At 69.3% G+C, this 25,858-nt stretch carries 27 protein-coding genes and 1 tRNA gene; 15 read left to right on the top strand and 13 right to left on the bottom strand.

Features of this window, described 5'->3' with window-relative positions:
• Positions 1–12: 12 nt before the first annotated feature.
• The 5 genes from BHQ18_RS26635 to BHQ18_RS26615 all read left to right on the top strand — a co-directional run bounded on the left by BHQ18_RS26635 (position 13) and on the right by BHQ18_RS26615 (position 4,004).
• Positions 13–468: a nucleoside deaminase gene (locus BHQ18_RS26635; RefSeq protein ID WP_069416661.1), complete on the top strand. Its 456-nt coding sequence runs from the start codon at positions 13–15 to the stop codon at positions 466–468.
• Between the two features lie 28 nt (positions 469–496).
• Positions 497–587, top strand: a tRNA-Ser gene (locus tag BHQ18_RS26630).
• 185 nt (positions 588–772) lie between these two features.
• Complete coding sequence (locus BHQ18_RS26625; RefSeq protein WP_084294409.1) at positions 773–1,984, top strand: PP2C family protein-serine/threonine phosphatase; 1,212 nt, start codon at positions 773–775, stop codon at positions 1,982–1,984.
• Positions 1,981–3,567, top strand: coding sequence for a sensor histidine kinase (locus BHQ18_RS26620; RefSeq protein WP_069416660.1), 1,587 nt, complete (start codon positions 1,981–1,983; stop codon positions 3,565–3,567). The genes BHQ18_RS26625 and BHQ18_RS26620 overlap by 4 nt, the downstream gene beginning before the upstream one ends.
• Positions 3,564–4,004: a response regulator gene (locus BHQ18_RS26615; protein WP_069416659.1), complete on the top strand. Its 441-nt coding sequence runs from the start codon at positions 3,564–3,566 to the stop codon at positions 4,002–4,004. Before BHQ18_RS26620 ends, BHQ18_RS26615 begins: the two co-directional genes overlap by 4 nt.
• Here the strand turns inward: BHQ18_RS26615 and BHQ18_RS26610 are convergent.
• Positions 3,977–4,459, bottom strand: coding sequence for an ATP-binding protein (locus BHQ18_RS26610; protein WP_109789425.1), 483 nt, complete (start codon positions 4,457–4,459; stop codon positions 3,977–3,979). The genes BHQ18_RS26615 and BHQ18_RS26610 overlap by 28 nt on opposite strands.
• Before the next feature lie 73 nt (positions 4,460–4,532).
• Complete coding sequence (locus BHQ18_RS26605; protein WP_069416658.1) at positions 4,533–4,904, bottom strand: hypothetical protein; 372 nt, start codon at positions 4,902–4,904, stop codon at positions 4,533–4,535.
• Positions 4,905–4,958: 54 nt separating this feature from the next.
• Between BHQ18_RS26605 and BHQ18_RS26600 the strand changes: the two genes are divergently transcribed.
• A complete protein-coding gene (locus tag BHQ18_RS26600) occupies positions 4,959–5,297 on the top strand; it encodes a DUF732 domain-containing protein (RefSeq protein ID WP_069416657.1) in 339 nt (112 codons plus the stop codon).
• A 58-nt stretch (positions 5,298–5,355) separates the two neighbouring features.
• Here the strand turns inward: BHQ18_RS26600 and BHQ18_RS26595 are convergent, their stop codons facing one another.
• Positions 5,356–5,817: a lipoprotein LpqH gene (locus tag BHQ18_RS26595; RefSeq protein ID WP_069416656.1), complete on the bottom strand. Its 462-nt coding sequence runs from the start codon at positions 5,815–5,817 to the stop codon at positions 5,356–5,358.
• A 99-nt stretch (positions 5,818–5,916) separates the two neighbouring features.
• Positions 5,917–6,369, bottom strand: coding sequence for a lipoprotein LpqH (locus BHQ18_RS26590; protein WP_069416655.1), 453 nt, complete (start codon positions 6,367–6,369; stop codon positions 5,917–5,919).
• A 17-nt stretch (positions 6,370–6,386) separates the two neighbouring features.
• Here BHQ18_RS26590 and tgt point away from each other — a divergent pair, with 17 nt between their 5' ends.
• The 4 genes from tgt to BHQ18_RS26570 all read left to right on the top strand — a co-directional run bounded on the left by tgt (position 6,387) and on the right by BHQ18_RS26570 (position 11,485).
• The gene (tgt, locus tag BHQ18_RS26585; RefSeq protein WP_069416654.1) at positions 6,387–7,601 is read left to right on the top strand and encodes a tRNA guanosine(34) transglycosylase Tgt; all 1,215 of its coding nucleotides are present in this window, start codon (positions 6,387–6,389) and stop codon (positions 7,599–7,601) included.
• Positions 7,602–7,605: 4 nt separating this feature from the next.
• Complete coding sequence (locus BHQ18_RS26580; RefSeq protein WP_069416653.1) at positions 7,606–8,835, top strand: cytochrome P450; 1,230 nt, start codon at positions 7,606–7,608, stop codon at positions 8,833–8,835.
• Positions 8,836–8,908: 73 nt separating this feature from the next.
• A complete protein-coding gene (locus BHQ18_RS26575) occupies positions 8,909–10,120 on the top strand; it encodes a saccharopine dehydrogenase family protein (RefSeq protein WP_069416652.1) in 1,212 nt (403 codons plus the stop codon).
• A 78-nt stretch (positions 10,121–10,198) separates the two neighbouring features.
• A complete protein-coding gene (locus BHQ18_RS26570; protein ID WP_069416651.1) occupies positions 10,199–11,485 on the top strand; it encodes an acetyl-CoA hydrolase/transferase family protein in 1,287 nt (428 codons plus the stop codon).
• Here the strand turns inward: BHQ18_RS26570 and BHQ18_RS26565 are convergent.
• The 3 genes from BHQ18_RS26565 to gluQRS are packed head-to-tail and all read right to left on the bottom strand — an operon-like array spanning position 11,472 to position 14,599.
• Positions 11,472–12,227, bottom strand: coding sequence for an amino acid ABC transporter ATP-binding protein (locus tag BHQ18_RS26565; RefSeq protein ID WP_069416650.1), 756 nt, complete (start codon positions 12,225–12,227; stop codon positions 11,472–11,474). The genes BHQ18_RS26570 and BHQ18_RS26565 overlap by 14 nt on opposite strands.
• A complete protein-coding gene (locus BHQ18_RS29335; protein WP_109789423.1) occupies positions 12,224–13,681 on the bottom strand; it encodes an ABC transporter permease subunit in 1,458 nt (485 codons plus the stop codon). The genes BHQ18_RS26565 and BHQ18_RS29335 overlap by 4 nt, the downstream gene beginning before the upstream one ends.
• Before the next feature lie 45 nt (positions 13,682–13,726).
• Positions 13,727–14,599 (bottom strand): tRNA glutamyl-Q(34) synthetase GluQRS, encoded by an 873-nt coding sequence (gene gluQRS / locus BHQ18_RS26555; RefSeq protein ID WP_069416684.1) that lies wholly within the window; start codon positions 14,597–14,599, stop codon positions 13,727–13,729.
• A 182-nt stretch (positions 14,600–14,781) separates the two neighbouring features.
• On the opposite strand from gluQRS, the gene BHQ18_RS26550 reads away from it, so the two are divergent.
• On the top strand, positions 14,782–16,170 hold the full coding sequence (locus BHQ18_RS26550) for an MFS transporter (RefSeq protein ID WP_069416649.1): 1,389 nt from the start codon (positions 14,782–14,784) through the stop codon (positions 16,168–16,170).
• Between the two features lies 1 nt (position 16,171).
• On the opposite strand, the gene BHQ18_RS26545 is transcribed toward BHQ18_RS26550, so the two are convergent.
• Complete coding sequence (locus BHQ18_RS26545) at positions 16,172–17,434, bottom strand: aspartate aminotransferase family protein (RefSeq protein ID WP_069416648.1); 1,263 nt, start codon at positions 17,432–17,434, stop codon at positions 16,172–16,174.
• Positions 17,435–17,491: 57 nt separating this feature from the next.
• Between BHQ18_RS26545 and BHQ18_RS26540 the strand changes: the two genes are divergently transcribed.
• Positions 17,492–18,946, top strand: coding sequence for an NAD-dependent succinate-semialdehyde dehydrogenase (locus tag BHQ18_RS26540; protein ID WP_069416647.1), 1,455 nt, complete (start codon positions 17,492–17,494; stop codon positions 18,944–18,946).
• Positions 18,947–18,949: 3 nt separating this feature from the next.
• On the opposite strand, the gene BHQ18_RS26535 is transcribed toward BHQ18_RS26540, so the two are convergent.
• From BHQ18_RS26535 to BHQ18_RS26525, 3 genes are read right to left on the bottom strand one after another with little or no spacing between them, the layout of a single operon-like run.
• Positions 18,950–19,609, bottom strand: coding sequence for a GntR family transcriptional regulator (locus BHQ18_RS26535; RefSeq protein WP_069416646.1), 660 nt, complete (start codon positions 19,607–19,609; stop codon positions 18,950–18,952).
• Positions 19,606–20,325 carry a maleate cis-trans isomerase family protein gene (locus BHQ18_RS26530; protein WP_205866198.1) on the bottom strand — a complete coding sequence of 240 codons (720 nt, stop codon included), beginning with the start codon at positions 20,323–20,325 and terminating at the stop codon, positions 19,606–19,608. The genes BHQ18_RS26535 and BHQ18_RS26530 overlap by 4 nt, the downstream gene beginning before the upstream one ends.
• A 43-nt stretch (positions 20,326–20,368) precedes the next feature.
• Positions 20,369–21,106, bottom strand: coding sequence for a maleate cis-trans isomerase family protein (locus BHQ18_RS26525; protein ID WP_205866197.1), 738 nt, complete (start codon positions 21,104–21,106; stop codon positions 20,369–20,371).
• A gap of 77 nt (positions 21,107–21,183) precedes the next feature.
• Here BHQ18_RS26525 and BHQ18_RS26520 point away from each other — a divergent pair, with 77 nt between their 5' ends.
• From BHQ18_RS26520 to BHQ18_RS26510, 3 genes are read left to right on the top strand one after another with little or no spacing between them, the layout of a single operon-like run.
• The gene (locus BHQ18_RS26520; protein ID WP_069416645.1) at positions 21,184–22,218 is read left to right on the top strand and encodes a D-2-hydroxyacid dehydrogenase; all 1,035 of its coding nucleotides are present in this window, start codon (positions 21,184–21,186) and stop codon (positions 22,216–22,218) included.
• Entirely contained in the window at positions 22,215–23,618 is a 1,404-nt protein-coding gene (locus BHQ18_RS26515; protein ID WP_069416644.1) for an amidase, read from the top strand. Before BHQ18_RS26520 ends, BHQ18_RS26515 begins: the two co-directional genes overlap by 4 nt.
• Positions 23,615–24,115 carry a DUF3830 family protein gene (locus BHQ18_RS26510; RefSeq protein WP_069416643.1) on the top strand — a complete coding sequence of 167 codons (501 nt, stop codon included), beginning with the start codon at positions 23,615–23,617 and terminating at the stop codon, positions 24,113–24,115. The genes BHQ18_RS26515 and BHQ18_RS26510 overlap by 4 nt, the downstream gene beginning before the upstream one ends.
• Before the next feature lie 2 nt (positions 24,116–24,117).
• On the opposite strand, the gene BHQ18_RS26505 is transcribed toward BHQ18_RS26510, so the two are convergent.
• Complete coding sequence (locus BHQ18_RS26505) at positions 24,118–24,543, bottom strand: hypothetical protein (RefSeq protein WP_069416642.1); 426 nt, start codon at positions 24,541–24,543, stop codon at positions 24,118–24,120.
• 76 nt (positions 24,544–24,619) lie between these two features.
• The gene (locus tag BHQ18_RS26500; protein WP_069416641.1) at positions 24,620–25,696 is read right to left on the bottom strand and encodes an ATP-dependent DNA ligase; all 1,077 of its coding nucleotides are present in this window, start codon (positions 25,694–25,696) and stop codon (positions 24,620–24,622) included.
• Positions 25,697–25,858: the final 162 nt, after the last annotated feature.

Below are 25,858 nucleotides of genomic sequence, written 5' to 3'. Positions count from 1 at the left end.
CCGTTCCCACGAATGACCGATGAGGCGCTGATCCGCGCCGCGCTGGAGGCGGCGCGCGCGGCCGGGCCCCGCGACGTGCCGATCGGTGCGGTCGTCGTCGCCGCCGACGGCACCGAACTGGCCCGCGCCGCCAACGCGCGCGAGGAGCTCGGCGACCCGACCGCGCACGCGGAGATCCTGGCGATCCGGGCCGCCGCCGCGGTGCTCGGCGACGGCTGGCGGTTGGCCGGGGCCACATTGGCCGTGACCGTCGAACCCTGCACGATGTGCGCGGGCGCGTTGGTGATGGCGCGGGTGGCCCGCGTGGTGTTCGGCGCGTGGGAGCCCAAGACCGGCGCGGTCGGCTCGCTGTGGGACGTGGTGCGCGACCGGCGCTTGAACCACCGGGCCGAGGTCCGCGGCGGGGTGCTGGCCGCCGAGTGCGCCGCACCGCTGGAGGAGTTCTTCGCCCGGCAGCGATTTCTGTAGTCGGGCCCCGCCCGGTAAGCTGCCACACGGTGGCGTGTCCGAGCGGCCTAAGGAGCACGCCTCGAAAGCGTGTGACGGGTAACCCCCGTCCGAGGGTTCAAATCCCTCCGCCACCGCCACATTACTTCGAATCGGGGTGCGGCCAACCCTGCCCGATACCCGTTGGGCACGGGAACGATCGGTAATGTTGCCGATCAGAAACACGGTGTCCGGTGCCGCAACGTCCCGGGACGATATTGTCAGTTCGTCACTAAAGCAGAGGTCGAAGCGACCGCGGTGGCCAAAGCGAGAGAATTGGTTGCGAATGCGCGCGCTCTATGACCAGGGTCCCACCGCTGCGGGTGGGGGCGGCGGTCTGCTGCGCCCATTCAACGTTCTGCTGGTCGAAGACGACCGCGGTGACGCGATCCTCGTCGAGGAGCTGATCGCCGACGCCGCCGCCGACATCCATGTGGTGTGGGCGCCGACGATGGAAGACGCCGAGCAGCACCTGGAGAGCACCCGACCGGACTGCGTGCTGCTCGACCTGAACCTGCCCGACGCCGACGGAATCAAGGCGCTCGACCGGATCGCCCGCCGCGACATCACGATGCCGATCGTCGTGCTGACCGGCCTCAACGACGAACACTTCGGCATCTCCGCGGTCGCCGCCGGCGCCCAGGACTACCTGGTCAAGGGACGCGTCGAACCCGAGACGCTGCGCCGCGCGCTGCTCTACGCGGTGGAACGCAAACGCGCCGAGCTGACGTCGGTCGAACTGCACGCCAGCGAGCTGCGGGCCAGGGAGAACGCCCGCCTCGAACGCGGCCTGCTGCCGTCGCCGCTGCTGCTGGACCCGCCGGGTGTCGACATCGTCGCCGAGTACCGGCCCAGCCGCCAGCACGCACTGCTCGGCGGCGACTTCTACGACTTCGTGCAGACCCCCGACCGCACCGTGCACGTCATGGTCGGCGACGTCGCCGGCCACGGCCCCGACGAGGCGGCGCTCGGGGTGGCGCTGCGCATCGGCTGGCGTGCCCTGACGTTCGCCGGCCTGCGCGGCAACGAACGTATGCGCCAGATGGAACGGATCCTGAGCACCGAGCGGCCCGGGTCCAGCATCTTCGCGACCGTGATCAGCGTCGCGATGTCCCCGGACAGCCTCAGCTTCAACGTCGTCTCCGCCGGCCATCCCGGGATGCTGCTGCACGGCCCGGACACGGTGGAGTGGATCGAACCCGCGTCGGGTCCGGCGCTCGGCCTGTACGGCCACGAGTGGCCGCTCAACGTCTTCGACCTGCCCGAGGGCCACGGGCTCGTGCTGCTGACCGACGGGCTGTTCGAGGGACGCTCGGGCCGCGGCACCGAACGGCTGGGCGAGACAGGTCTGCTCGAGGTCGCCCGCTCCTACGCCCACCTGCCCGGTGCCGAGTTCGTCAGCTCGCTGATCGACGACGTCGAACGCCGCGCGCAGTCGGTCGGCGGGATCAGCGACGACATCGCGGTCGTGCGGGTGGAGCGGACGGCGACCGGATGAGATCACGCTTGACGGTCCAGGCGTGGCAGAACCTGGTCCTGTCGATGATGGGCGTGGTGGTTCTCGCCGGGGCCGTCGCCGGCACGGCGCTGCTCAACCGCACCGATCATGTGGCTCAGGAGCTGACCGGCGGCATCCAGCCGGCGCGCATCGCGGCTTACCAGCTGCAGGCGGCGCTGCGCGACCAGGAGACCGCGCTGCGCGGTTACGCGATCGCCGCCGACGAGCAGTTCCTCGAGCCGTACTTTCAGGGGCAGGAAGCCGAACGCGTGGCCGCCGCGCAGGTGCGCGACGGCATCGGCGACCGGCAGAACCTGATCGCCGACCTCGATGCGATCGAACGGGCCGCTGCCTCCTGGCGCAAGAATTACGCCGATCCGTTGATCGCGTCGGTGACCCCGGGGTCCCCGCAGGTCCCCGACCCCGCCACCACCGACCGCGGCAAGGCCGAGTTCGACGCGCTGCGCGCGCTGTTCGACCGGCAGAACGCCGGCCTGTCTGCGGCGCGGCAGGAGGCCGTCGATGAACTGGCCACCACGCAGGCGTGGCGCGACCGTGTGCTGATCGGTATCGTCGCGGCGTTCTTCGTGGCCGCGATCATCCTCGCGGTGCTGGTGCGCGGCGCGGTGACCCGGCCGCTGGCCGCGCTGGCCGCCGCCTGCCGCCGGATCACCGAGGGCAGCTTCGACGAGAAGATCGCGGTGCGCGGACCGCGCGACATCCAGTCCATCGCCGCCGACGTCGAGGACATGCGGCAGCGCATCGTCGACGAACTCGAATCGGCGCGCGCGGCCCGCGCGCAGCTGGCCGATCAGGCGCTGGAGCTGCAACGGTCCAACGCCGAACTCGAACAGTTCGCCTACGTCGCATCCCACGACCTGCAGGAGCCGCTGCGCAAGGTGGCGTCGTTCTGCCAGCTGCTGGAGAAGCGGTACGGCGACAAACTCGACGAGCGCGGCACCGAGTACATCCGGTTCGCCGTCGACGGCGCCAAGCGGATGCAGGTGCTGATCAACGATCTGCTGACGTTCTCGCGGGTGGGTCGGCTGCACTCGGTGCAGGCCGACGTCGACCTCGGGTCGGTGCTCGACAGCGCCATCGACAACCTGTCGACCTCGATCGAGGAGTCCGGCGCCGAGGTGGTGCGCACCGGCGAACCGCTGCCGACGGTGCAGGGCGACCCCACCCTGCTGACGATGCTGTGGCAGAACCTGATCGGCAACGCGGTGAAGTTCCGCAAACCCGACGCCGCGCCGCGCGTCGTGATCGACTGTGCCTCGTCGCCGGCCGCCGAGGAGGACGACGCCCCGGCCGGTCCGTGGACGTTCACCGTGACCGACAACGGGATCGGCATCCCCGACGAGTTCGCCGAGAAGGTGTTCGTTATCTTCCAGCGGTTGCACGGTCGCGACGCCTACACCGGAACCGGGATCGGGTTGGCCCTGTGCCGCAAGATCGTGGAGTATCACGGCGGCAGCATCTGGATCGACACCGCCTACACCGACGGCACCAGGTTCCGTTTCACGATTCCCACCGCTGTCGACGAACCGGTCGCGGCCGAACTGGAAGGATCAACGGTATGACAGCGGAGGTCCGCGCGATCGACGTGCTGCTCGTCGAGGACGATCCGGGTGACGAGCTGATCACCCGAGAAGCGTTCGAGCACAACAAGATCAAGAACACCCTGCACGTTGCCCACGACGGTGAGGAGGGGCTCGACTTCCTGTACCGCCGCGGCAAGTACGCCGACGCGCCGCGCCCGGACCTGATCCTGCTGGACCTCAACCTGCCGAAGTACGACGGCAGGCAGCTGCTCGAGAAGATCAAGTCCGACGCCGATCTGAGCCACATCCCGGTCGTGGTGCTGACCACCTCGTCGGCCGAGGAAGACATCCTGCGCAGCTACAAGCTGCACGCCAACGCCTACGTCACCAAGCCGGTCGATCTCGACCAGTTCATGAACGCGGTCCGCCAGATCGACGAGTTCTTCGTTCAGGTGGTCCGGCTGCCCAACTCCTGACGGCCGCCTTCGGTGACGTCGAACGTCATCCGCACCGTGGTGCCGTGCCCGGAGTTGTCGACGTCGACTCCGTCGCCGACCGCCCGCATGATCAGGATCCCCCGCCCGCGGGTGGACGGTTCGGAGCTCGGCGTCCGCCATGCGCCGTGGTCGACGACGCACACCATCAGCCGGTTGTCCTCGACGGACGCCTCGACGACGATCACGCCCCGGTCGCTGCCCCGGTAGGCGTGCTCGACGCAGTTGGTGGCCGCTTCGTTGACCGCCAGCACCACGTCGGCGATCACGTCGTCGGGCACCCCGATGGGCTTGAGCCAGGCGGTGAGGCCACGACGGATTTGTGCCAGACGATCGGCGGTCGCCGGCACCTCGATCCGCAGCGGGTCTGCAGACCGCAGACGCACGTCGATCACCACGCCGGTGTTGTACCCCGCCGCGACCCATTCCTCACGCATGCCGCGCGTGTCGGTCGATTTCGAATCGATAGCGAGGCGCAGGTCACATTCGCCAACGCCCGGCCGAGTCGGCTCAGCTGTAGAACGGCGCCCGGTAGTCGGGTGTCCACGCCCCGCCGATGCAACTGAGCGGAATGCCGTCGGGTGACTGCGCCACCCCGGTGGCGTCACCGCATGGCAGCCGGTTGGTGCGGATCCCGACCAGCGGTGCCGAGGCGATCCACGTGCTGCGCGAACTGCACGCCAGCGTGTTGCCCGACGCGTCGATGCCGAAGTTGTAGCGGGTGTTCTGCGTGCAGTGGGTGCCCTCGACCGCCGAACGGTCGACGTAGGGCACGCAGTCCGCGCCGTCGCAGTAGCCGGGTGACGCCTGCGCGGTGGCGGTGACGGTCAGCGGGGCGGCGACGAACCCGCACGCGAGCGCAGCAACAGCCATGAGCCTCATGGGGTTAGCGTATGTGCCCCACACCGGCGGCGGGCACAGAATAAGCTCTTGGCCATGAAGCGTGCCCTAGTTGCCCTCGCCGCGACCGCCGGTGCGGCCGCCCTCGTGTCCGCACCCGCTGCCCAGGCCGACACGGTCGCCTATCTGGTCAATGTGCACGTGCGCCCGGGTTACAACTTCCCGAACGCCGAGGCGGCGATCGGCTACGGCAACACGATCTGCGGCCGGGTGGCCGGGCAGATGGGTTACGCCCAGTTGGTCGACCAGGTGACCGCCGACTTCCACACCACCGACAAGTACCAGGGCGCGTACCTGATCAACCAGGCCGTCAACGAACTGTGCCCGGCGCAGATCTGGCAGCTGCGCCAGTCCGCGGCCGGCTACACCGGCTGACCCGCACACGAAAAACGGCGGCGCCCCTGCTCGGGACGCCGCCGTCTGCGGTCTGTGCCTAGGGGCAGGTGACCTCGATTTCGAACGGCTTGTTCACCGGCTGCATCGGGTTGGCCATGTCGACACCGGTCGCGGTGCCGCTGATCTTGTAGGTTTTGTCGTCCTTCTCGGCCGTCGCCTCGCCCTGACCGGCGCCGGCCTGGAAGCCGAGCGTCACTCCGTCGACGTTGCCCAGGCCGACGGACTGCACAGTCGGCTCGTCGCCGGAGCTGACCACCGCGCCGATGCCGGTGGTGGCGTCACCGATCGCGATGGTGGTGTTGCCGCCCATGTCGCTGCACGCGACCGTGCCCTGCACGCTTCGATCCTGCCCGTCGATCGTGACGGTGGTCTTGCCCTCCGCGGCGGCCGCGGTGGAGGTCTCACCGGAGGTCTCGGACTTGTTTTCGGACGAACAACCGGCCAGGCCGGCGACCACGATCGCAGCGCCGCCGACGGCGACCAGGAAACCACGCTTCACCACTGTTCTCCTTCGTGTTCGTGACCCGTCAAGATCGGATCATCTTCAGCAGTATCGTGCGCGGACCCGCCGCCAACAGCGGTTTCGGTGAAACCGGGGTCAGCAGGCCACGCGGATGGCGAATGTGGCGGGCACCCGGAAACTCGGCGCGTCGGTGTTGAAGCCGTCCGCGGTGCCGGAGATGTCGAAGGTCTGGCCGGTCATGCCGATCTCGGCGTCGCCGCCGGTTCCGCCGACGTCGGCGGTGTAGCTGCCGGTGAAACCGCCGACGTCGGTGATGTTCACCGCCTCGGTGACGAGCGCTTCCTTGTTCGACAGCAGCGCGGTCACACCGGATGTCGGGCTTCCGGTGGTGATCGTGGTCAGCCACTCGGTGGTGTTGCACTGCACCGCCTCGGTGAGACCGACGTCGCGGCCGTTGATCGTCACCTGCGCGGTGCCCGGCACCAGTTCACCCGGGGGCGGGTCGAAGTCCGCCGGCGCCGACGAACAGCCGGCCAGCAACATCGCGCACGCGGCGGCGCAGTTCCCGATCACCCACCGATTTCTCACAGTGCAGAATCTACGGCGTGGCCGAGCCTTTCTTCAGCGTTGCCGCCGAACTGCCCGGCCGACCCGGTCGCACCGGCGTGATCCGCACCCCGCACGGCCAGATCCGCACCCCCGCGTTCATCCCGGTCGGCACCCAGGCCACGGTCAAGGCGGTGCTGCCCGAGACCGTGGCCGCGCTCGGCGCGCAGGCGCTGCTGGCCAACGCCTACCACCTCTATCTGCAGCCGGGTCCCGACATCGTCGAGGACGCCGGCGGGCTGGGCGCGTTCATGAACTGGCCCGGGCCGACGTTCACCGACAGCGGCGGGTTCCAGGTGCTCTCGCTGGGCGCCGGGTTCCGCAAGGTGCTCGCCATGGACACCGAGCGGATCCAGGCCGACGACATCATCGCCGAGGGCAAGGAGCGGTTGGCCGACGTCGACGACGACGGGGTGACGTTTCGCTCGCACCTGGACGGGACGACGCACCGGTTCACCCCCGAGGTGTCGATCGGGATCCAGAACAAGCTGGGCGCCGACATCATCTTCGCTTTCGACGAGCTGACCACGCTGGTCAACACCCGCGGATATCAGGAGCGCTCGGTGCAGCGCACCCACGAGTGGGCGCTGCGGTGCCTGGCCGAACATCAGCGGCTGCAGGCGCAGCGGACCGACCGGCCGCGCCAGGCGCTGTTCGGGGTGGTGCAGGGCGCGCAGTACGAGGATCTGCGTCGCCAGGCGGCCCGCGGGCTGGCCGCACTGGACTTCGACGGGTTCGGCGTCGGCGGCGCGCTGGAGAAGCAGAACCTGGCGACCATCGTCGGCTGGGTGACCAGCGAACTGCCCGCCGACAAGCCGCGGCACCTGCTCGGCATCAGCGAACCCGACGACCTGTTCGCCGCGGTCGCCGCGGGCGCCGACACGTTCGACTGCGTGTCCCCGTCGCGGGTCGCCCGCAACGCCGCGGTGTACTCGGCGACCGGTCGCTTCAACATCACCAACTCGCGGTTCCGCCGCGACTTCACCCCGATCGACGACGAGTGCGACTGCTACACCTGCGGGCACTACACCCGCGCGTATCTGCACCACCTGTTCAAGGCCAAGGAGATGCTGTCGGCGACGCTGTGCACGATCCACAACGAGCGGTTCGTCGTGCGCCTGGTCGACCGGATCCGCGACGCGATCGAGGCCGGCGAGTTCGACGAGCTGCGCGACCACACGCTCGGCCGGTACTACTCGACGTCTGCACAATAAGAGGGTGACCACTGCAACGGATTCGCAGGCGCTGCTGCTGCGGCTGCTCGATCCGGCGACCCGCGCCCACCCGTATCCGATCTACCACGAGATCCGCGCGCACGGGCCGCTGCAGCTGCCGGAGATGAACCTCGTCGTGTTCTCGTCCGCCGAGCACTGCGACGAGGTGCTGCGGCATCCGGCCTCGGCGTCGGACCGGGCGAAATCGACTGCGGCGCAACGCCGCTACGCTGAGCTCGCCGAACAGTTCCCGCAGGAGGAGGCCGAGCCGCCGAGCTTCCTGTTCCTGGACCCGCCCGACCACACCCGGCTGCGGCGCCTGGTCAGCAAGGCGTTCGCGCCGAAGGTGGTCAGGGCGCTGGAGCCGGAGATCGACTCGCTGGTCGACGCGCTGCTCGATGCGGCGGGCGAGCCGCTCGACGTGGTGGCCGATCTGGCCTATCCGCTGCCGGTCGCGGTGATCTGCCGGCTGCTCGGTGTACCCGTCGAAGACGAACCGGAGTTCGGCCGGGCGTCGGCGATCCTGGCCAAGGCGCTCGACCCGGTGTTCACGTTCACCGGTCAGGCGCCCGAGAGTTTCGACGAGATGATGGCCGCGGGCCTGTGGCTGCGCGAGTACCTGCGCGATCTGATCCGCAAGCGGCGCGCGGACCCCGGCGATGATCTGATGTCGGCGCTGATCTCGGTCGAGGAGTCCGGCGACCAGCTCACCGAGGCCGAGATCGTGTCGACCTGCAACCTGCTGCTGATCGCCGGGCACGAGACGACGGTCAACCTGATCGCGAACGCGGCGCTGGCGATGCTGCGCCACCCGCAGCAGTGGGGGGCACTGGCGGCCGACCCGTCGCGGGCGTCGGCCGTCGTGGAGGAGACGCTGCGCTACGACCCGCCGGTCCAACTGGTCAGCCGGATCGCCGCCGAGGACATGACGGTCGGCGGGGTCGCGGTGCCCAGAGGTGATGTGATGGCGCTGCTGATCGCCGCCGCCAACCACGACCCGGCGGCCGTCGCGCAGCCCGACCGGTTCGACCCGGACCGCGAGGCCATCCGGCACCTGGGCTTCGGCCGGGGCCCGCACTTCTGTCTGGGCGCCCCGCTGGCCAGGCTGGAGGGCACCGTCGCGCTGGCCAAGCTGACGGCCCGGTTCCCGCACGCGCGGCTGGCGGCCGAGCCGACCTACAAGCCGAACCTGACGCTGCGCGGCCTGGCTTCGCTTTCCGTCGCCACTGAGTGATTTCGGTGCGTAATCAATCGGTCAGCGACTGGTTGAGCACCGAATCCGTCGTTGATCGCGTAGGTTATGGCCCATGCGAATCCTGCTGGTCGGCGCGGGCGGAGTCGGGGCCGCGTTCTGCTCCATCGCGGTGCGCCGCGACTTCTTCGACAAGCTCGTCGTCGCCGACTACGACGAGGGCCGCGCCCGGGCGGCCGCCGAAGCCGTCGGCGACGCCAGGTTCGTCGCCGCGCAAGTCGACGCAACGTCGGCGGAGGCAGTCGCCGAACTGGTCCGCAGCCACCGGATCACCCACGTGATGAACGCGGTCGACCCGCGGTTCGTGATGCCGATCTTCGAGGGCGCGTTGGCCGGCGGCGCGGACTACCTCGACATGGCGATGAGCCTGTCGCAACGCCATCCCGAGCAGCCGTTCGCGCTGCCCGGTGTGAAACTCGGCGACGAGCAGTTCGCCGCGGAGGACAGCTGGCGCGACGCGGGCCGGCTGGCGCTGGTCGGCATCGGCGTCGAGCCGGGACTGTCCGACGTGTTCGCCCGCTACGCCGCGGACCATCTGTTCTCCGAGATCGACGAGCTGGGCACCCGCGACGGGTCGAACCTGACCGTCGAGGGATACGACTTCGCACCGTCGTTCTCGATCTGGACGACGATCGAGGAGTGCCTCAACCCGCCGGTGATCTGGGAGGCCGACCGCGGCTGGTACACCACCGAACCGTTCAGCGAGCCGGAGGTGTTCGACTTTCCCGACGGCATCGGTGAGGTCGAGTGCGTCAACGTCGAGCACGAAGAGGTGCTGTTGATGCCGCGCTGGGTGAAGTGCCGGCGGGCGACGTTCAAGTACGGCCTCGGCGAGGAGTTCATCGGCGTGCTCAAGACGCTGAACAAGCTCGGCCTGGACCGCACCGAGAAGGTGAAGGTCGGGGGAGTCGAGGTCAGCCCGCGGGATGTGGTGGCGGCGTGCCTGCCCAACCCCGCGACGCTGGGGCCGAAGATGCGCGGCAAGACGTGCGCGGGGCTGTGGGTGACCGGTACCGGCAAGGACGGCAACCCGCGGTCGACGTACCTGTACCACGTCGTCGACAACGAATGGTCGATGGCGCAGTACGGCCACCAGTGTGTGGTGTGGCAGACCGCGATCAATCCCGTTGTGGCACTGGAGCTTCTGGCGAACGGGACGTGGAGCGGCAGCGGCGTGCTGGGCCCCGAGGCGTTCGACGCGGTGCCGTTCCTGGACCTGCTCACCGAGTACGGCTCACCCTGGGGCCAGCGCGACGACCCCCAGTAGCGCGAACGTGGGTTACCCGCACGCCTCGAGGCGCTCAGACGTGCGTCGAGCCCACACTCGGCGGGGTAGGTTCTCGCCATGCCGATCGAGCTCACCGCAGAGCAGGCCGCCGCGCGCTTCGCCGCCGCCGACACGTTGGGAATCCCGCTCGGCCCCGGCCAGCCGCCCGCGCTGATGCGGGCACTCGGCGAGCGCACCGACTGGACCGACCTGCGGGTCTACGGCGCGCTGCTCGCGGTCGGCACCGAGCTGTTCACCCGCCCGGGTGTGCGTTACCTGTCCGGTTTCTTCGGCCCGCTCGAACGGGCGCTGCGCGACGCGGGCGCCGGCATCGAGTTCACGCCGGCGGACTTCCGCCGCTTCGGCCCGCTGTTGCAGCGACAGTGCCCGCGGGTGATGACCACCGTCGCGACGCCACCCGACGCCGACGGCTGGTGCTCGCTGTCCCTGCACGCCGGCGGCACCATCGACGAATTGCGCCGCGCCGGAGCCGATCCCGATCGGCTGCTGATCGTGGAGACCTCGCAGAAGTACCCGCGGACATACGGCCTCGGCGAGCACCGCCACGCGTTGCACATCGACGAGATCGACATTCTGGTGGCCTCCACCGAAGCACCGCTGGCGCTGCCCGGCGGCGACACCCCACCGGGCGACGTGGACAAGGCGATCGCGCAGCACGCCGTCGCGTTCATACCCGCCGGATCGACGCTGCAGACCGGAATCGGCGCGATCCCCAACCAGATCGCGACCCTGCTCGCCGAGGGCGACGGCGACGGGTACGGCCTGCACAGCGAGATGTTCACCGACGGGTGCATGCGGCTACACCGCGCCGGCAAGGTCACCAACTCCAACAAGGGCGTCTACGACGGGGTCAGCGTCACCACGTTCGCGTTCGGCTCCGCCGAGCTCTACACCTGGCTCGACGGAAACATCGACGTCGCGTTCCTGCCCGTCGGGATCGTCAACGCGCCGGAGGTGATCGCGGCCAACCACCACATGATCTCGATCAACGGTGCGCTGGCGATCGACATCCACGGCCAGGTGGTCGCCGACAGCATCGACGGCCGGCAGTTCAGCGGGATCGGCGGCGCCGAGGATTTCGTCGCAGGCGCCGGACTCGAGCTGTCCGACCGCTCGCTGATCTGCCTGCCGTCGACCTACGAGAAGGACGGGCAGCTGCGGTCACGGATCGTGGCCGAGTTCGCGGCCGGAGCGGTGATCACCACCCCGCGCCACCACGTCGACGTGATCGTCACCGAGTACGGCGCCGCCGAGCTCGAAGGCCGGACACTGGCCGAACGGGCGCAGGCGTTGGCCGCGATCGCGCATCCGGACTTCCGCGACGAGCTGCTCACAGCGGGTTGAGGATCCGGTCGAGGAACTGCCGGGTGCGGTCCTGCGTCGGGTGCTCGAGCACCTCCGCCGGCGGACCCTTCTCCAGGATGACGCCACGGTCGGTGAACAGCACCTGATCGGAAACCTGTCGCGCGAACTGGATTTCGTGGGTGACGATCACCAACGTCCACCCCTCGACCGCCAGATCGCGGATGACGGAGAGCACCTCGCCAACGAGTTCGGGGTCCAGCGCGGAGGTGGGCTCGTCGAACAGCACCACCTTGGGCCGCAGCGCCAGGGCCCGCGCGATGCCGACCCGCTGCTGTTGTCCGCCGGACAGCTGGAACGGGTACTGGTCCTTCTTGTCGGCCAGGCCCACCTTCTCGAGCAGTTGGACCGCCTCGGTTTCGGCCTGTGCCCGCGGCTTCTTCTGCGCGACGACGGGTCCCTCGGTGACGTTCTCGAGCACGGTCTTGTGCGGAAACAGGTTGTGCCCCTGGAACACGAAGCCGCTCTGCGCGCGGTATCGCCTCAGCGTGTCCTTGGCGACGGGTTCGGAGAAGTCGATCTCGATCTCGCCCACTTGGATCACCCCGGCGTCAGGGACGTCCAGCGCGTTGAGTGCGCGCAGCAGCGTCGTCTTGCCCGAACCCGAGGGCCCGATGATGGTGGTCACCGAGCCGGACGCGACGTCGAACGAGACGTCGGTGAGAACCTTGTTGGCGCCGAACGCTTTCTGCACGTTCTGGGCCTTGACGCAATATTCGGTCATCGGGCCACATACCTTTCCAGTCGACGTTCGAATCGGTTCTGGCCGAATGACAGCGCCAAGCAGATGATCCAGTAGTACAGCGCCGCGGTGCCGTAGAGCGCGAAGAACTCGAACGTCGGCGCCGCGACGTTCTGCGCGGTCCGGAACAGCTCGGTCACCAGGATCGTCGACGCCAGCGACGTGTCCTTGACCAACGAGATCAGCGTGTTCGACAGCGGCGGCACCGCCACTCGCGTGGCCTGCGGCAGGATGATCCGGCGAAGCGTGTCAACGTAATTCAGCCCGATCGTCGCAGCCGCCTCCCACTGTCCCTTCGGGATCGACAGGATCGCCGAGCGGATGATCTCGGCCGCGTAGCCGCCGACGTTGAGGCTGAACGCGATGACCGCGGCCGGGAAAGGGTCGATCCGCACGCCGATCTGCGGCAGCGCGAAGAACACGATGAACAGTTGGACCAACAGCGGGGTGCCGCGGATCAGCGAGATGTAGACCCGTGCCAGCCCCGAGACCACCAGGTTCGACGACAACCGCGCCAGCGCCACCACCAATGCGATCACCAGGCCGATCACGAAGCTGATGATGGTCAGCGGGATGGTTTTCTCGATCGCCGCGCGCGCCAGCGGCCACAGGTTGTCGAGGATCAGGTCCCAGGTGCTCTGCGGCGCGGACCGCGACAGGTCGATGTCGAGGTACCTGCGGCTGATCTCGCTGAGCGTGCCGTCGGCGCGCAGTTCCTCGAGCGCCCTGTTCAACTCCGGAAGGTATCCGCTGTCCTTGCGGGCGGCGAACGCCTGCTCACTCTGCTCACCGGTGTTGCCCGCCACCTTGATCGACGCGTCCGGGTGTTCGGCCTGGTAGGCCAGCACCGAGAGGCTGTCGTTGACGACGACGTCCACCCGGCCGTCGTTGAGCACACTGATTGCCTGCGCAAACCCGTCGACCGACACGATCTGCGCCCCCGCGTCCCGTGCGACGGTGGCCCAGTTGCTGGTCGGGCTCTGTGCGGCGCGTTTGCCCTCGAGGTCGGCCAGCGAGGTGACCGAGTTGTCGTCGGCGCGGGTGACGATCACGCCCTCGGCGATCGAATAGGGCGCGGACAGATCGTATTTCGCCTTGCGCTCGTCGGTGATGGTCACCTCGTTGGCGACGATGTCGAACCGGTCGGCCTCCAGCGCGGCGAAGATCGAGTCCCACGACGTCTCGACGAACTCGATTCGCACACCCAGTTTCTCGGCGACGGCGCGGGCCACGTCGACGTCGTAGCCGGCGAGCTGACCACCCTGTGACGCGTCGTGGAAGGAGTACGGCGGATAGACGCCTTCGGTGCCCACCCGCAGCACGCCCGCCGCCTTGATCGGCTCGTTGCCGCCGGTCTCGGGGGACCCGCAGCCGGCCAGGATCACCGCCGCCAGGACCAGGAGGGCGGGGAGCACCCGCCGGAGGTTTCGCTGCACCGGCGGAACCTACTCGAAGCGCCGTGGGTCGGGGAACGGTTCTGCTCAGCCGGGCCGGTAAATCCATGGCTCGCGGGGCAGCTTCGCGGGGTCGAACTCGGCGAGCATCCCCTCGACGTCGGTGGCCCGCCAGCCCAGCGAGGCGCTGATCTGTTCGAGCGCGCGCCGCGGGCCGATCTCGGCCAGGGTCACCGCGCCGTCGCGTTTGGCCAGCCGCGCGCCGTCCTCGTTGAGCACCAGCGCGACGTGGGCGTACACCGACTGGGGAAAACCCAGCATCCGCGCCAGGTAGGCCTGCCGCGGTGAGGACGGCAGCAGGTCGTCGCCGCGCACCACCTGGTCGACACCCTGGGCGGCGTCGTCGACGACGACGGCGAGGTTGTAGGCCGGCACCCCGTCGCCGCGGCGCACCACGAAGTCGTCGACGATCCCGGTGTAGTCGCCGTGCAGCACGTCGTGCACGGTGAAAGTGGCCGTGTCGGTGCGCAACCGCAGCGCGGGCGGCCGGCCCGTCTCGGCCCGCCGCGCTGCGCGTTCGGGCTCGGTCAGGTCCCGGCAGGTGCCCGGATAGGCGCCCTGGGGCGCATGCGGTGCGCGCGGTGCCTGCGCGATGTCCTTTCGGCTGCAATAGCATTCGTACAGCAGCCCGGCGGCCGAGAGCCGGTCGACGGCCGCCGCGTAGCGGTCCGGGTGCTGCGACTGCCACTCGGGCTCGGCGTCCCAGGTCAGGCCGAGCGCCGTTAGATCAGCGACTTGCCGATGCCCGATCTCGGTGAACGTGCGGTCGTCGAGGTCGTCGACGCGCAGCAGGAACCGGCGGCCCGAGGATCGGGCGAACAGCCACGCCAACACCGCGGTGCGCAGATTGCCGATGTGCAGATCGGCCGACGGGCTCGGTGCGAACCGGCCAGCGCTCATGGCCACAACTTTGCCACCGGTGAAGGCCGGCACGGTAACGGATCGGTGGCCGGGGGGTACGACGGGATGATCTTGGGTACCCCTGCTGCGCATTGGTACGTTGCCTGTGCACCCACGGCCCCCGCCTGCGATCGTCGTGCGAGGCGGTCGAGCCGTGCCAGACGGACGCGAGGAGGCCCGACGTGGACCCCGACGGTTCCACCAGCCAGCACAACAACGGCGGTGAGGCGACGGTCGAACCCGCCACCGTCAAGAAAGCCATCTCAGCCTCGGCCATCGGCAACTTCACCGAATGGTTCGACTACGGTCTGTACGCCTACGGCGTCACCTACATCTCCGCGGCGATCTTCCCGGGCGAGGGTACGACGGCAACGCTTCTCGCGCTGATGACGTTCGCGGTGTCGTTCCTGGTGCGCCCGCTGGGTGGGTTCGTCTGGGGCCCGCTCGGTGACCGTCTCGGCCGCCGCCGGGTGCTGGCGATCACGATCCTGGTGATGGCCGGTGCCACGCTGTGCGTCGGGCTGGTGCCCAGCTACGCGATGATCGGGCTGTGGGCGCCCGCGTTGATGGTGCTGCTGCGGATGGTCCAGGGCTTCTCCACCGGCGGCGAGTACGGCGGCGCGGCGACGTTCATGGCCGAGTACGCCCCCAGCCGCCGCCGCGGCATCATGGGCAGCTTCCTGGAGTTCGGCACGCTGGCCGGCTTCTCGGCTGGTGCGCTGATGATGCTCGGGTTCTCGCTGGTGCTCGGTGAGGACCAGATGCACTCGTGGGGCTGGCGGCTGCCGTTCCTGCTCGCCGCCCCGCTCGGCCTGATCGGGCTGTACCTGCGGTCGCGACTGGACGAGACACCGGCGTTCAAGGAACTCGAGGAGTCCGGTGAGCAGGAAGGCGCCGTCGGCACCGAGTTGAAGGATCTGATCCGCGAATACCGCGGGCCGATCCTGCGTCTGGGTGGACTGGTGGTCGCGCTCAACGTCGTCAACTACACGCTGCTCACCTACATGCCGACGTACCTCGAGACCTCGATCGGGCTGTCCACCGACATGTCGCTGGTGGTGCCGATAATCGGGATGCTGTCGATGATGGTGTTCCTGCCGTTCGCGGGTCTGGCGTCGGACCGGTTCGGCCGTAAACCGGTGTGGTGGATCTCGCTGGCCGGGTTGTTCATCGCCGGCATCCCGATGTTCATGCTGATGTCGACGGGCGTCGTCGGCGCGATCATCGGGTTCGCGGTGCTGGGCCTGCTGTATGTGCCGCAGCTGGCGACGATTTCGGCGACGTTCCCGGCGATGTTCCCGACGCAGGTGCGGTTCGCGGGCTTCGCGATCGCCTACAACGTGTCGACCGCGCTGTTCGGCGGCACCGCGCCCGCGATCAACGACTGGTTGATCAACGTGACCGGCGACAACCTCGTGCCCGCGTACTACATGATGGCCGCGTGCGTCGTCGGCGCGATCGCGTTGATCAAGGTGCCCGAAACCGCGCGGTGCCCGATCAACAGCACCGAGATTCCGGGCACCGCCGAGGCGCCGGCCCAGCTGGATTACGAGCTCGAACCCAGTCGCTGAGTCACAGGACCGCGGTCACCGCGTCCGACCAGATGCCCGCTGCCTCGTCGATCTGACCGGCGGTCACCACGAGCGCCGGGATGAAGCGGACGACCTGACCCCAGGCGCCGCAGGTCAGCAGCAGCAGGCCGCGCCGGGCGGCCTCCCGCTGTACGGCCGCAGCCGTCGCGCCGTCGGGTTTGCCTGCGGTGTCACGGAATTCGACGCCGAGCATCAACCCGAGGCCACGGACGTCGGTGATCGCGTCGAACTTGTCGCCGACCGTCTGCAACGTCTCACGCAGCTGCGCCCCGCGTTCGGCGGCGTTGTCGACGAGCCGCTCGTCGGCGATCACGTCGAGCGTGGCCAGCGCCGCCGCGCACGCCACCGCGTTGGCGCCGTAGGTGCCGCCCTGAGAACCCGGCCACGCCCGCTCCATCAACGCCGCCGGCGCCGCGATCCCCGACAGCGGGAAACCCGACGCCAGGCCCTTGGCGGTGATCAGGATGTCCGCACGCGCATCGGTGAAGAAGTGCTGGCTGCCCCAGAACCGGCCGGTTCGTCCGAAACCGGTCTGCACCTCGTCGACCACGAGCAGGATGCCGTGCGCGTCGGCGCGTTCACGCAGCCCGGCGAAGAACCGCTCGTTGGCCGGCACGTAACCGCCCTCGCCGAGCACGGGTTCGACGAAGAACGCGGCGGTGTCGGCGGGTGCGCTGATCGTCTGCAGCAGGTAGTCGAGCTGGTTCAGCGCGAAGTCGGTGGCCTGTTCGACCGGCCAGCCGAAGTGCGTGGGGTCCGGGAAAGGCGCGACGTGCACTCCGGCCATCAGCGGCGCGAACCCGGAGCGGAACTTGGTGCCGGAGGTGGTCATCGAGGCCGCCGCGACGGTGCGGCCGTGGAATCCGCCGTGGAACACGATGACATTCGGCCGTCCGGTGGCCTGGCGCGACAGTCGCAGCGCGGCCTCCACCGCCTCGCTTCCGGAGTTGGCGAAGAACATCCGGTCCAGTCCGGCCGGCAGCACCTCGCCGAGGCGTTCCACCAGCGTGAGCAGCGGCCGGTGCATGACGGTCGTGTACTGACCGTGGATCAGCGTGGCGACCTGGCGCTGCGCGGCCTCGACCACCCGCGGATGACAGTGCCCGGTGCTGGTCACCCCGATGCCGGCGGTGAAGTCGAGGTAGCGGCGGTCCTGCTCGTCGTACAGCAGCACCCCTTCGCCGCGGGCGGCGACCACGCCGGTGGCCTGTTTCAGAACTGGCGAAAGCTGTGCGGCCGTCATGGCACGATCCTGAGCGGCGGGCTGTAGATTGTCAACAATCCGACACAGGGAGGTGGAGTGGACCGCGAGCAGTACGTGATCGACGCGGTGGACAAGCGACTGTTCATCGACGGCAAATGGGTCGAAACGGGTCGCACGTTCGACGTCGTCGACCCCGCAACCGGGCGAACGCTGTGCGCGGTCGCCGACGCCACCCCCGGCCACGGGCGCGCCGCACTCGAGGCCGCCGTCGCCGCCCAGCGCGAGTTCGCGGCGACGCCACCGCGGGCCCGCGCTGACATGCTGATGGCCGCGTTCGAGTTGCTGCACGAACGCGTCGACGACCTGGCGCTGCTGATGACCCTGGAGATGGGCAAGCCGCTGGCCGAAGCGCGCGGCGAAATCGCCTACGCCGCCGAGTTTTTCCGTCACTTCGCCGAGGAGGCCACCCGCATCGACGGCGGCTACCAGACCGCCCCCGCGGGCGGTGCGCGCTTCCTGGTCGCACGCCAGCCCGTCGGGCCGTGCCTGCTGATCACCCCGTGGAACTTCCCGATGGCGATGGGCACCCGCAAGCTGGGGCCCGCGATCGCCGCCGGCTGCACCAGCGTCATCAAACCCGCCCACCAGACCCCGCTGTCGATGCTGGCGCTGATGGGGATCCTCGATGAGGCCGGGGTGCCGGCGGGCGCCGTCAACTGCATCACCGCGACGGACGCCAACGCGGTGATGGAGCCGCTGATCCGGTCGGGCCTGGCGCGCAAGCTGTCGTTCACCGGGTCGACGCGGGTGGGCCGGATCCTGTTGGAGCAGTGCGCGCAGAAGGTGCTGCGAACCTCGATGGAACTCGGCGGCAACGCGCCGTTGATCGTGTTCGACGACGCCGATCTCGACGAGGCGGTGGACGGGGCGATCGCGGCCAAGATGCGCAACATGGGCGAGGCGTGCACGGCGGCGAACCGGATCTTCGTGCACGCCTCGGTGATCGACGAGTTCGGCCGCCGGTTGGCCGAGCGGATGGCGGCGCTGCGCGTCGGCCCGGGCACCGAGGACGGCGTCACGGTCGGCCCGCTGGTCGACGAGGCCGCGTTGCACAAGGTGCAGGACCTGGTCGACGACGCGGTGAGTCGCGGGGCACGGGTATTGACCGGCGGCACACCGGTTTCCGGGACCGGATACTTCTATCCACCCACCGTGCTGACCGGCGTTCCGCGCGACGCCCGGATGTCGGACGAGGAGATCTTCGGCCCGGTCGCGCCGCTGACGGCTTTCGAAACCGAGGACGACGTCGTCGCCGCCGCGAACGACACCGAATACGGCTTGGTGGCTTACGTTTTCACCAACAACCTGCGGCGGGCGTTGCGCGTCGCCGAGGCGCTGGAGACCGGCATGGTCGGCCTGAACCAGGGCGTGGTGTCCAACCCCGCCGCGCCGTTCGGCGGCGTCAAGCAGTCCGGGCTCGGCCGCGAGGGCGGTCCGACAGGTATCGACGAGTTCCTGGAGACCAAGTACATCGGCATCGCCCTGGCGTGAGGTTCAGCCCGCGCGGGACAGCCGCTCGGTCAGCCGGTCGACAGCGTCCTCCATGTGCGCGATCAGCAGCTTGTCGGACAGCTGCACATCACCGGCCCTGATCGCGCTGGCCAGCGCCTGGTGCTCGACCACCCGGTCGCTGGGGTTGTCGTAGGTGTCGGCCAGCGCGTGCACGCACATCCGGGTCTCGACGAGATAGGTCTGGTGCATCCGCGACAGCCGCGGGCTGCCGGCCAGTTCGACCAGCAGCTCGTGGAAGCGGATGTCGGCCTCGCTGCCTTCCTCGACGTCGGCGGCCTCGGCCATCTCCTCGACGATCGCCAGCAGTCCGTCGCCGGCGGCGGCGTAGTCGCCCTGCAGGATCTTGCGGGTCGCGGCGCGTTCGATCGCCTCGCGCGCGAGGTACATGTCGGCGGCCACCTCGGGCGTCATGTCGATCACGAACACCCCGCGGTTGCGGATCGCGATCAGCAGGCCCTCCTGGGTCAGCCGCTGCATGCCCTCGCGCAGCGGACCGCGGCTGACGCCGAGCCTGCGGGCCAGGTCGGCCTCGATCAGCTGCGTTCCGGGGGCCAGCTCGCCGTGCGCAATCGCCTGGCGCAGTTTGTCGGCGACGATGCTCGGCGTCGACTCCTGCTCGACGGGCGCGAGGAACTCGGTCACCGGACCGCCTCGAACAGGCGCCCCAGCCCGGGGAGCGCGGGCACCCCGCCGGCGAGCTGCAGGCCCTTCCACACGGTCACCTGGTTCGCGGTGAGTACCGGCTTGCCGACCGCGGCTTCGAGCCGGTCGATGATCGCCAGCGTGTGCATCGCGGTGTCGGGCACCAGCACCGCCTCGGCGTCGGGATGGTCGGCCGCGGCCACCATGGCCTGCACCCGGTCCGGCTCCAGCGTGCCGACCTCGGCGGCGGTGATGATGCCGTGGCTGCCCATCGCCACCACCTCGACGCCGTCGGCCGCCAGGAACCGCACGAAGTGCTCGGCGACGTCCTGCGGATAGGACGCCGCCACCGCGACCCGCCGGATTCCGAGGTGGTGCAGCGCGTCGACGAACGCGATCGACGTCGACGACGCCGGAACACCTGCCGCCGCAGCGACTTTCGCGGCTTGCCTGCGCGCACCGTCGGGCCCGAAAACGAAGCTGCCCGACGTGCACGCCCACATCACCGACTGCGGGCGTGCGGTGGCGAGTTGACGGACCCCGTCGGCCAGACGCTCGTCGCCGCCGAGATCCAGCAGCGCGTCGACCCGGTGCGCATCCTCGCCGACCGAGGTGATCACCACCGGCAGGCGCAGTCGGCCGGCTACCCGGGTCTCGAGCGCGGGGAAGTCGTCCTCGGCGCTGTGTCCCGGGTAGAGCAGTCCTACGGTCGCCATGACGGCCCTCTCGATCGACAGATTGTCGACAATGCTAACCGGGCTACGCCTCGAGTAGGCGTTGCCCGGGCCCCACTGCCTTGCGCCCGGCGACGCGCAGCGCGGCCCACATCGTCACTTGGTTCGCGGTGATCACCGGCTTCTCCAGCTCGTCCTCGAGCTGCGCGATCAGGTCGTAGGTCGGCAGGTTCGTGCAGCTGATGACGATGGCTTCGGCCTCGGGAACGTCGGTGGCGCGGACCAGATCGGCGGTCCTGGCATACGGCACCGACCAGATCTGCGAGGTCAGACCCAGTCCCGAGGTGGCGACGACCTCGACGCCGGCCTCCATCAGGTAGCTGGTCAGCCCGATCGTCAGGTCCGTGGTGTACGGCGTCACGGTCGCGACCCGGCCGACGCCGAGATGCCGCAGCGCCTCGAGCACCGACCCGCTGGTCGTGACCGCCGCCGGCGCCCCGGCCGCGCGCATCGCCGCGACCAGCGCGGCCTCGCCTGCCATGCCCTTGACGAAGCTGCCCGCAGTGCACGCGTACGCGGTGACCAGAGGGGAGACCGCCAGCACGTTCGCGGCGCCGGCGAGCACCTGTTCGGGCTCGGAGACCTGTACCGCCATGTCGACCGTCACCTGCAGCGGCGCGTACCGCAGGCGGGTGACGTAGAGACTGACGTCGTCGGGCACCCAGCGCCAGAGTTCGCGGTCGAGCGCGAAGTCGTACGGTGTGACAACACCTATGCCTACCTGCTCCAACAGTGGGGGCGGCACCAGATCCCCGATCCTCATTTGCACAGTGTGAGGCCAGTGGGCCAACTCGGCAACAGATTGTTGACAATCCTACGGAGCGTCCCTAGCCTCGGGGCGTGCCAGGCCCCCGCGATAGCGTGCAGATCGAGACGTTGCCGCAGGTCACGGTGCTCTGCAAGAACGACACCGACCGCCCACCCGGCGTTGAGGGCCTCGAGGGCCTCGACCTCCGGTACTGCACGGCGTCGACCCTGGCCGATGCGGTGCGCGGTGCGCGCGCGCTGCTGCTGTGGGACTACTTCTCCACCGCCGTGCGCGACGTGTGGCACGAGGCCGACGCGCTCGAATGGATCCACGTCACCGCGGCGGGCGTCGACACCCTGCTGTTCGACGAACTGCGCGACTCCGACGTGGTGGTGACCAACGCCCGCGGGGTGTTCGACCGGCCGATCGCCGAGTACGTGCTCGGCGCGGTGCTCGCCCACGCCAAGGACAGCCGCACCAGCTTCGCGCTGCAGCGCGAGCACCGCTGGCAGCACCGCGAAACCCGCGGCATCGCGGGCGCCCGCGCGATCGTCGTCGGCACCGGCAGCATCGGGCGCGAGATCGCGCGGCTGCTGCGGGCTGCGGGAATGCAGGTTCGCGGGGCGGGTCGCACCGCCAGGACGGACGATCCGGATTTCGGCGACGTGGTGGCCAGCGCGGAGTTGGCGGCTCACGTCGACTGGTGCGACCACCTGGTGCTCGCCGCGCCGCTGACGTCGTCGACGCGCGGTGTGGTCGACGCGGAGGTACTGTCCGCGATGAGGCCCGACGCACATCTGGTCAACATCGGCCGCGGTCCGCTGGTGGACGAGGCGGCACTGATTTCGGCATTGCGTGACAACAGGATTGGTGGTGCGACGCTGGACGTGTTCGACACCGAACCACTGCCGCCGGGCCATCCGCTGTGGGACGCTCCCAACGTGACGATCACCCCGCACATGGCAGGCGACGTGGTGGGTTGGCGCGAGACGCTGGCCGAGCAGTTCGCCGACAACGCGCGCCGCTGGCTGGCCGGTGAGCCGTTGAGGAACGTGGTCGACAAGAAACTCGGGTACGTCGCCGCCGGAGCCGCGAAGCCGGCGACATCAAACCGGAGCGCGAAATGATCCCGACCGCCGCCGAACTCGTCGACGGCTACCGCACGCGGACACTCTCCCCGGTGGAGGCCACGCAGGAGGCACTGGCCGCGATCGAGGCGTACGACGGCGCGGTCAACGCGTTCGTGCTCGTCGACCCCGACGGCGCGCTGGCCGCAGCGCGGGCGTCGGAGGCCCGCTGGCACGCCGGAGAACCGCTGGGCCCGGGCGACGGACTACCGACATCGATCAAAGACGCGCTGTGGAGCCGGGATTGGCCGACGCTGCGCGGCAGCTGGCTGATCGACGAGGCCGGACCGTGGCTGGAGGACGCGCCGGCGACCGCGCGGCTGCGGGAGACCGGAGCGGTGCTGCTCGGCAAGACCACCACGCCGGAGTACTCGTGGAAGGGCGTGACCGACTCACCGCGGTTCGGCGTCACCGGAAACCCCTGGGATCCAACGAAAACGGCGGGCGGATCGAGCGGCGGCAGCGCGGCCGCGGTCAGCCTCGGCATGGGGGTGTGGTCGGTCGGCACCGACGCGGGCGGATCGGTGCGCATCCCGGCGGGATTCACCGGAACAGTCGCGCTCAAGCCGACTTACGGCCTGATACCGCACTATCCGGCAAGCCCGTTCGGCACGCTGGCGCATCCGGGCCCGATGACGCGGACCGTGGCCGACACCGCCGCGCTGATGGACGTGATCACGGGTTTCGACGCCCGCGACTGGTCGGCGATGCCGACGCCGCGCACGTCTTTCCTGTCCGGCCTCGACGACGGCATTGCCGGTCTGCGCGTCGCGTTTTCGCCGAACCTGGGGTTCGTGCGCAACGACCCGGAGATCGACGCCGCGGTGCGGGCCGCGGTGACGGTGCTGGCTGATGCGGGTGCCCGGGTCGAGGAGGTCGACCCCGGATTCGCCGATCCGATCGAGGCGTTCCAGATCTTGTGGTTCTCGGGTGCGGCGAAGGTGTTGCAGGGCTACGGCGACGGGGTCGACGACCGGGTGGACGCGGGGCTACGCCGGATCGCGGCGGTGGGAGCGACGTTCTCGGCGTCGGACTACCTCGACGCGACGGCGGTGCGGATGCAGTTGGGTCAGCTGATGGGCCGGTTCCACGAGGACTACGACGTGCTGGTCACGCCGACGCTGCCGCTGCCCGCGTTCGACGGCGGCCGCGACGTGCCCGACGGCTGGCCGTCACCGGACTGGGCGAGTTGGACGCCGTACACCTACCCGTTCAACATGACTCAGCAGCCCGCGTTGAGCGTGCCATGCGGATTCACCGCGGCCGGGCTGCCGATCGGACTGCAGATCGTCGGCCCCCGGCACGCGGACGCCACAGTGCTGCGGGTGGGCCGTGCCCACGAGATGGCCACCGACTGGCACCGGCGAACGCCGGCCCTGACCGCACAAGGAGTTCGATGAGCAGGCTGATCACCGTGTCCCTGGACAAACGCGGCGTCAGCTGCACCGCCCGCCTGCTCGACGATGCGGCACCGCGCACCTGCGCGGCGGTGTGGGATGCGCTTCCGCTTTCCTCCCCGGTGTTCCACGGAAAGTACGCCCGCAACGAGATTTACACGCTGCTACCGGCTTTCGCGCCGACCGACCCCGGCAAGGAGAACACCACGGTGACCCCGATCCCCGGCGACCTGTGCTGGTTCTCGTTCGACTCCGATCAGCTGGGCAACCCGGCCTACGGTTACGAGAACAGCACGGGGACCGGCACAACCGGTGCGATCGTCGACCTGGCGCTGTTCTACGGCCGCAACAACCTGCTGATCAACGGCGACCAGGGCTGGGTGCCGGGCAACGTGTTCGGCGCGATCACCGAGGGACTCGACGAGATGGCCGAGGCCTGCCAGGACCTGTGGATGGGCGGCGTTCGCGGGGAGACGCTTTCGTTCCAGCGCGCCACCTGACGTCAGGCGGGCAGCAGGCTGATCGGGTTCTGGTGCTGCAGCACGTTGGGGTCGTTGCAGGCGCCGGGTTTCGACGTGTAGGTGGCGGTTCCGGCGAGCGTGGCCGGATCGAACGCGTATGACAGGTCGCCGGGGCCGGTGGTGCCGTCGGCGCAGGTCCACCCGTTGGGCACGTCGTGCCGCTCGACGGTCCACGGGCCGCCGGCGACTCGGCTGATGTGCGCGATCATGCCGGTCGAACTCGAGACCGTGCCGCCGCATTCTCCTTCGGGATTGCACTGGGTGGTGATCGACCACCGGTTGGTCGTGGGCCCGTTGACGAAGACGAAGTCACCGTCGAGGCGTTCGTCGGCCGATGCCGGGCCGGCCGTCGTCACGGCGACACCGGCGAGGACCACGGCCGTCGGCAACGCGCGCAGAAAGCTCATCTCGCGAGCATCACACGTCGGTGCGGGCCGGGTCATCGGTCTGACGAAATTCCTGCCCGTCCCACCATGTGAGCAGCTAGCCGCCCAGGCCTTTGACGATGTCGCCGAGTTTGAACGCGACGGGCCGTTCGAGTTGGTCGAAGGTGCACGAACGCGGGTCACGGTCGGGACGCCACCGGTTGAACTGCGCGGTGTGGCGGAACCGCTCGCCTTCCATGTGGTCGTAACGGACCTCGACGACGCGTTCGGGCCGCAGCGGCACGAAGGACAGGTCCTTGCCGGCGTTCCAGCGGGATCCGCCTCCGTAGCGACGCACCACCTCGGGGTCGACGTCGGCCGCCCAGTTCCACGGATGGTTATCGAATGTCGTTACCAGCGGCTGTAATTCGATGAAGAGTTCGCGGCGCTTGGCCATCGGGAAGGCGCCGATGACGCCGACGGACGCGAGGGTGCCGTCGTCCTTGTAGAGACCCAGCAGCAGCGACCCGACGGCGTCGGCGCCGGACTTGTGCAGCCGGTATCCGGCGACCACGCAGTCCGCGGTGCGCTGGTGTTTGAGCTTGAACATCACGCGCTTGTCCGGTTGGTAGGTCAGGTCGAGCGGATTGGCGATGACGCCGTCGAGGCCGGCGCCCTCGAACTCGTCGAACCAGCGCGCGGCGGTCTCGGGGTCGGTGGTGGCAGGGGTGACGAAGAAACTGGGGCCGTCACCGGTCAGCGCGGCGGTGAGGGCATGGCGTCGTTCGGTGAATAGTGTTTGCCGGTAGTCGGTTTCGTCGAGTGCGAGGATGTCGAACGCGATGAATGACGCGGGTGTCTTCTCGGCGAGCATCTGCACCCGCGAGGCTGCCGGGTGCAGGCGCAGCTGCAGCGCATCGAAATCGAGACCTTGTTCCGTCGCGATGACGATCTCACCGTCGATGACGCAGCGGTCGGGGAGTTCGGCTTTCGCCGCGTCGACGAGTTCGGGAAAGTAGCGGGTCAGCGGGCGTTCGTTGCGGCTGCCGAGGATGACGTCGTCGCCGTCACGGAACAGGATCGAGCGGAAGCCGTCCCATTTGGGTTCGTAGGAGTAGCCGGTCGGGTCACCGGGCACCGCGGTCACCGCTTTGGCCAGCATCGGCGATACCGGCGGCGTCACGGGCAGGCGCATGCGGCCATTGTCGCAGCTCGCGGGCGCCGCGAAAAAACTTCTGTCACTTTGGTTTCTGGGGCCACATTTGGGGGTGTGGTGTCGGTGGGGGTGGTTAGTGTCGGGTTGTGGGTATCGAACGTATGTACGAAGCGCTTGCGGTGGTTCGCCGCGAGCTCGACG

This window comes from Mycolicibacterium flavescens (genome assembly GCF_001722335.1).
GTDB classification, from domain to species: domain Bacteria; phylum Actinomycetota; class Actinomycetes; order Mycobacteriales; family Mycobacteriaceae; genus Mycobacterium; species Mycobacterium flavescens.
Note: the sequence above shows the minus strand (reverse complement) of the source record. Positions and strands in the feature narration are given on the sequence as shown.

Bases quoted from the DNA above. Each gene is read 5' to 3' on its own strand.
- BHQ18_RS26635 (WP_069416661.1), top strand. From the start codon at position 13: ATGACCGATGAGGCGCTGATCCGCGCCGCGCTGGAGGCGGCGCGCGCG.
- BHQ18_RS26625 (WP_084294409.1), top strand. From the start codon at position 773: ATGCGCGCGCTCTATGACCAGGGTCCCACCGCTGCGGGTGGGGGCGGC.
- BHQ18_RS26620 (WP_069416660.1), top strand. From the start codon at position 1,981: ATGAGATCACGCTTGACGGTCCAGGCGTGGCAGAACCTGGTCCTGTCG.
- BHQ18_RS26615 (WP_069416659.1), top strand. From the start codon at position 3,564: ATGACAGCGGAGGTCCGCGCGATCGACGTGCTGCTCGTCGAGGACGAT.
- BHQ18_RS26610 (WP_109789425.1), bottom strand. From the start codon at position 4,459: ATGCGTGAGGAATGGGTCGCGGCGGGGTACAACACCGGCGTGGTGATC.
- BHQ18_RS26605 (WP_069416658.1), bottom strand. From the start codon at position 4,904: ATGAGGCTCATGGCTGTTGCTGCGCTCGCGTGCGGGTTCGTCGCCGCC.
- BHQ18_RS26600 (WP_069416657.1), top strand. From the start codon at position 4,959: ATGAAGCGTGCCCTAGTTGCCCTCGCCGCGACCGCCGGTGCGGCCGCC.
- BHQ18_RS26575 (WP_069416652.1), top strand. From the start codon at position 8,909: ATGCGAATCCTGCTGGTCGGCGCGGGCGGAGTCGGGGCCGCGTTCTGC.
- BHQ18_RS26570 (WP_069416651.1), top strand. From the start codon at position 10,199: ATGCCGATCGAGCTCACCGCAGAGCAGGCCGCCGCGCGCTTCGCCGCC.
- BHQ18_RS26565 (WP_069416650.1), bottom strand. From the start codon at position 12,227: ATGACCGAATATTGCGTCAAGGCCCAGAACGTGCAGAAAGCGTTCGGC.
- gluQRS (WP_069416684.1), bottom strand. From the start codon at position 14,599: ATGAGCGCTGGCCGGTTCGCACCGAGCCCGTCGGCCGATCTGCACATC.
- BHQ18_RS26545 (WP_069416648.1), bottom strand. From the start codon at position 17,434: ATGACGGCCGCACAGCTTTCGCCAGTTCTGAAACAGGCCACCGGCGTG.
- BHQ18_RS26530 (WP_205866198.1), bottom strand. From the start codon at position 20,325: ATGGCGACCGTAGGACTGCTCTACCCGGGACACAGCGCCGAGGACGAC.
- BHQ18_RS26525 (WP_205866197.1), bottom strand. From the start codon at position 21,106: ATGAGGATCGGGGATCTGGTGCCGCCCCCACTGTTGGAGCAGGTAGGC.
- BHQ18_RS26515 (WP_069416644.1), top strand. From the start codon at position 22,215: ATGATCCCGACCGCCGCCGAACTCGTCGACGGCTACCGCACGCGGACA.
- BHQ18_RS26510 (WP_069416643.1), top strand. From the start codon at position 23,615: ATGAGCAGGCTGATCACCGTGTCCCTGGACAAACGCGGCGTCAGCTGC.
- BHQ18_RS26505 (WP_069416642.1), bottom strand. From the start codon at position 24,543: ATGAGCTTTCTGCGCGCGTTGCCGACGGCCGTGGTCCTCGCCGGTGTC.
- BHQ18_RS26500 (WP_069416641.1), bottom strand. From the start codon at position 25,696: ATGCGCCTGCCCGTGACGCCGCCGGTATCGCCGATGCTGGCCAAAGCG.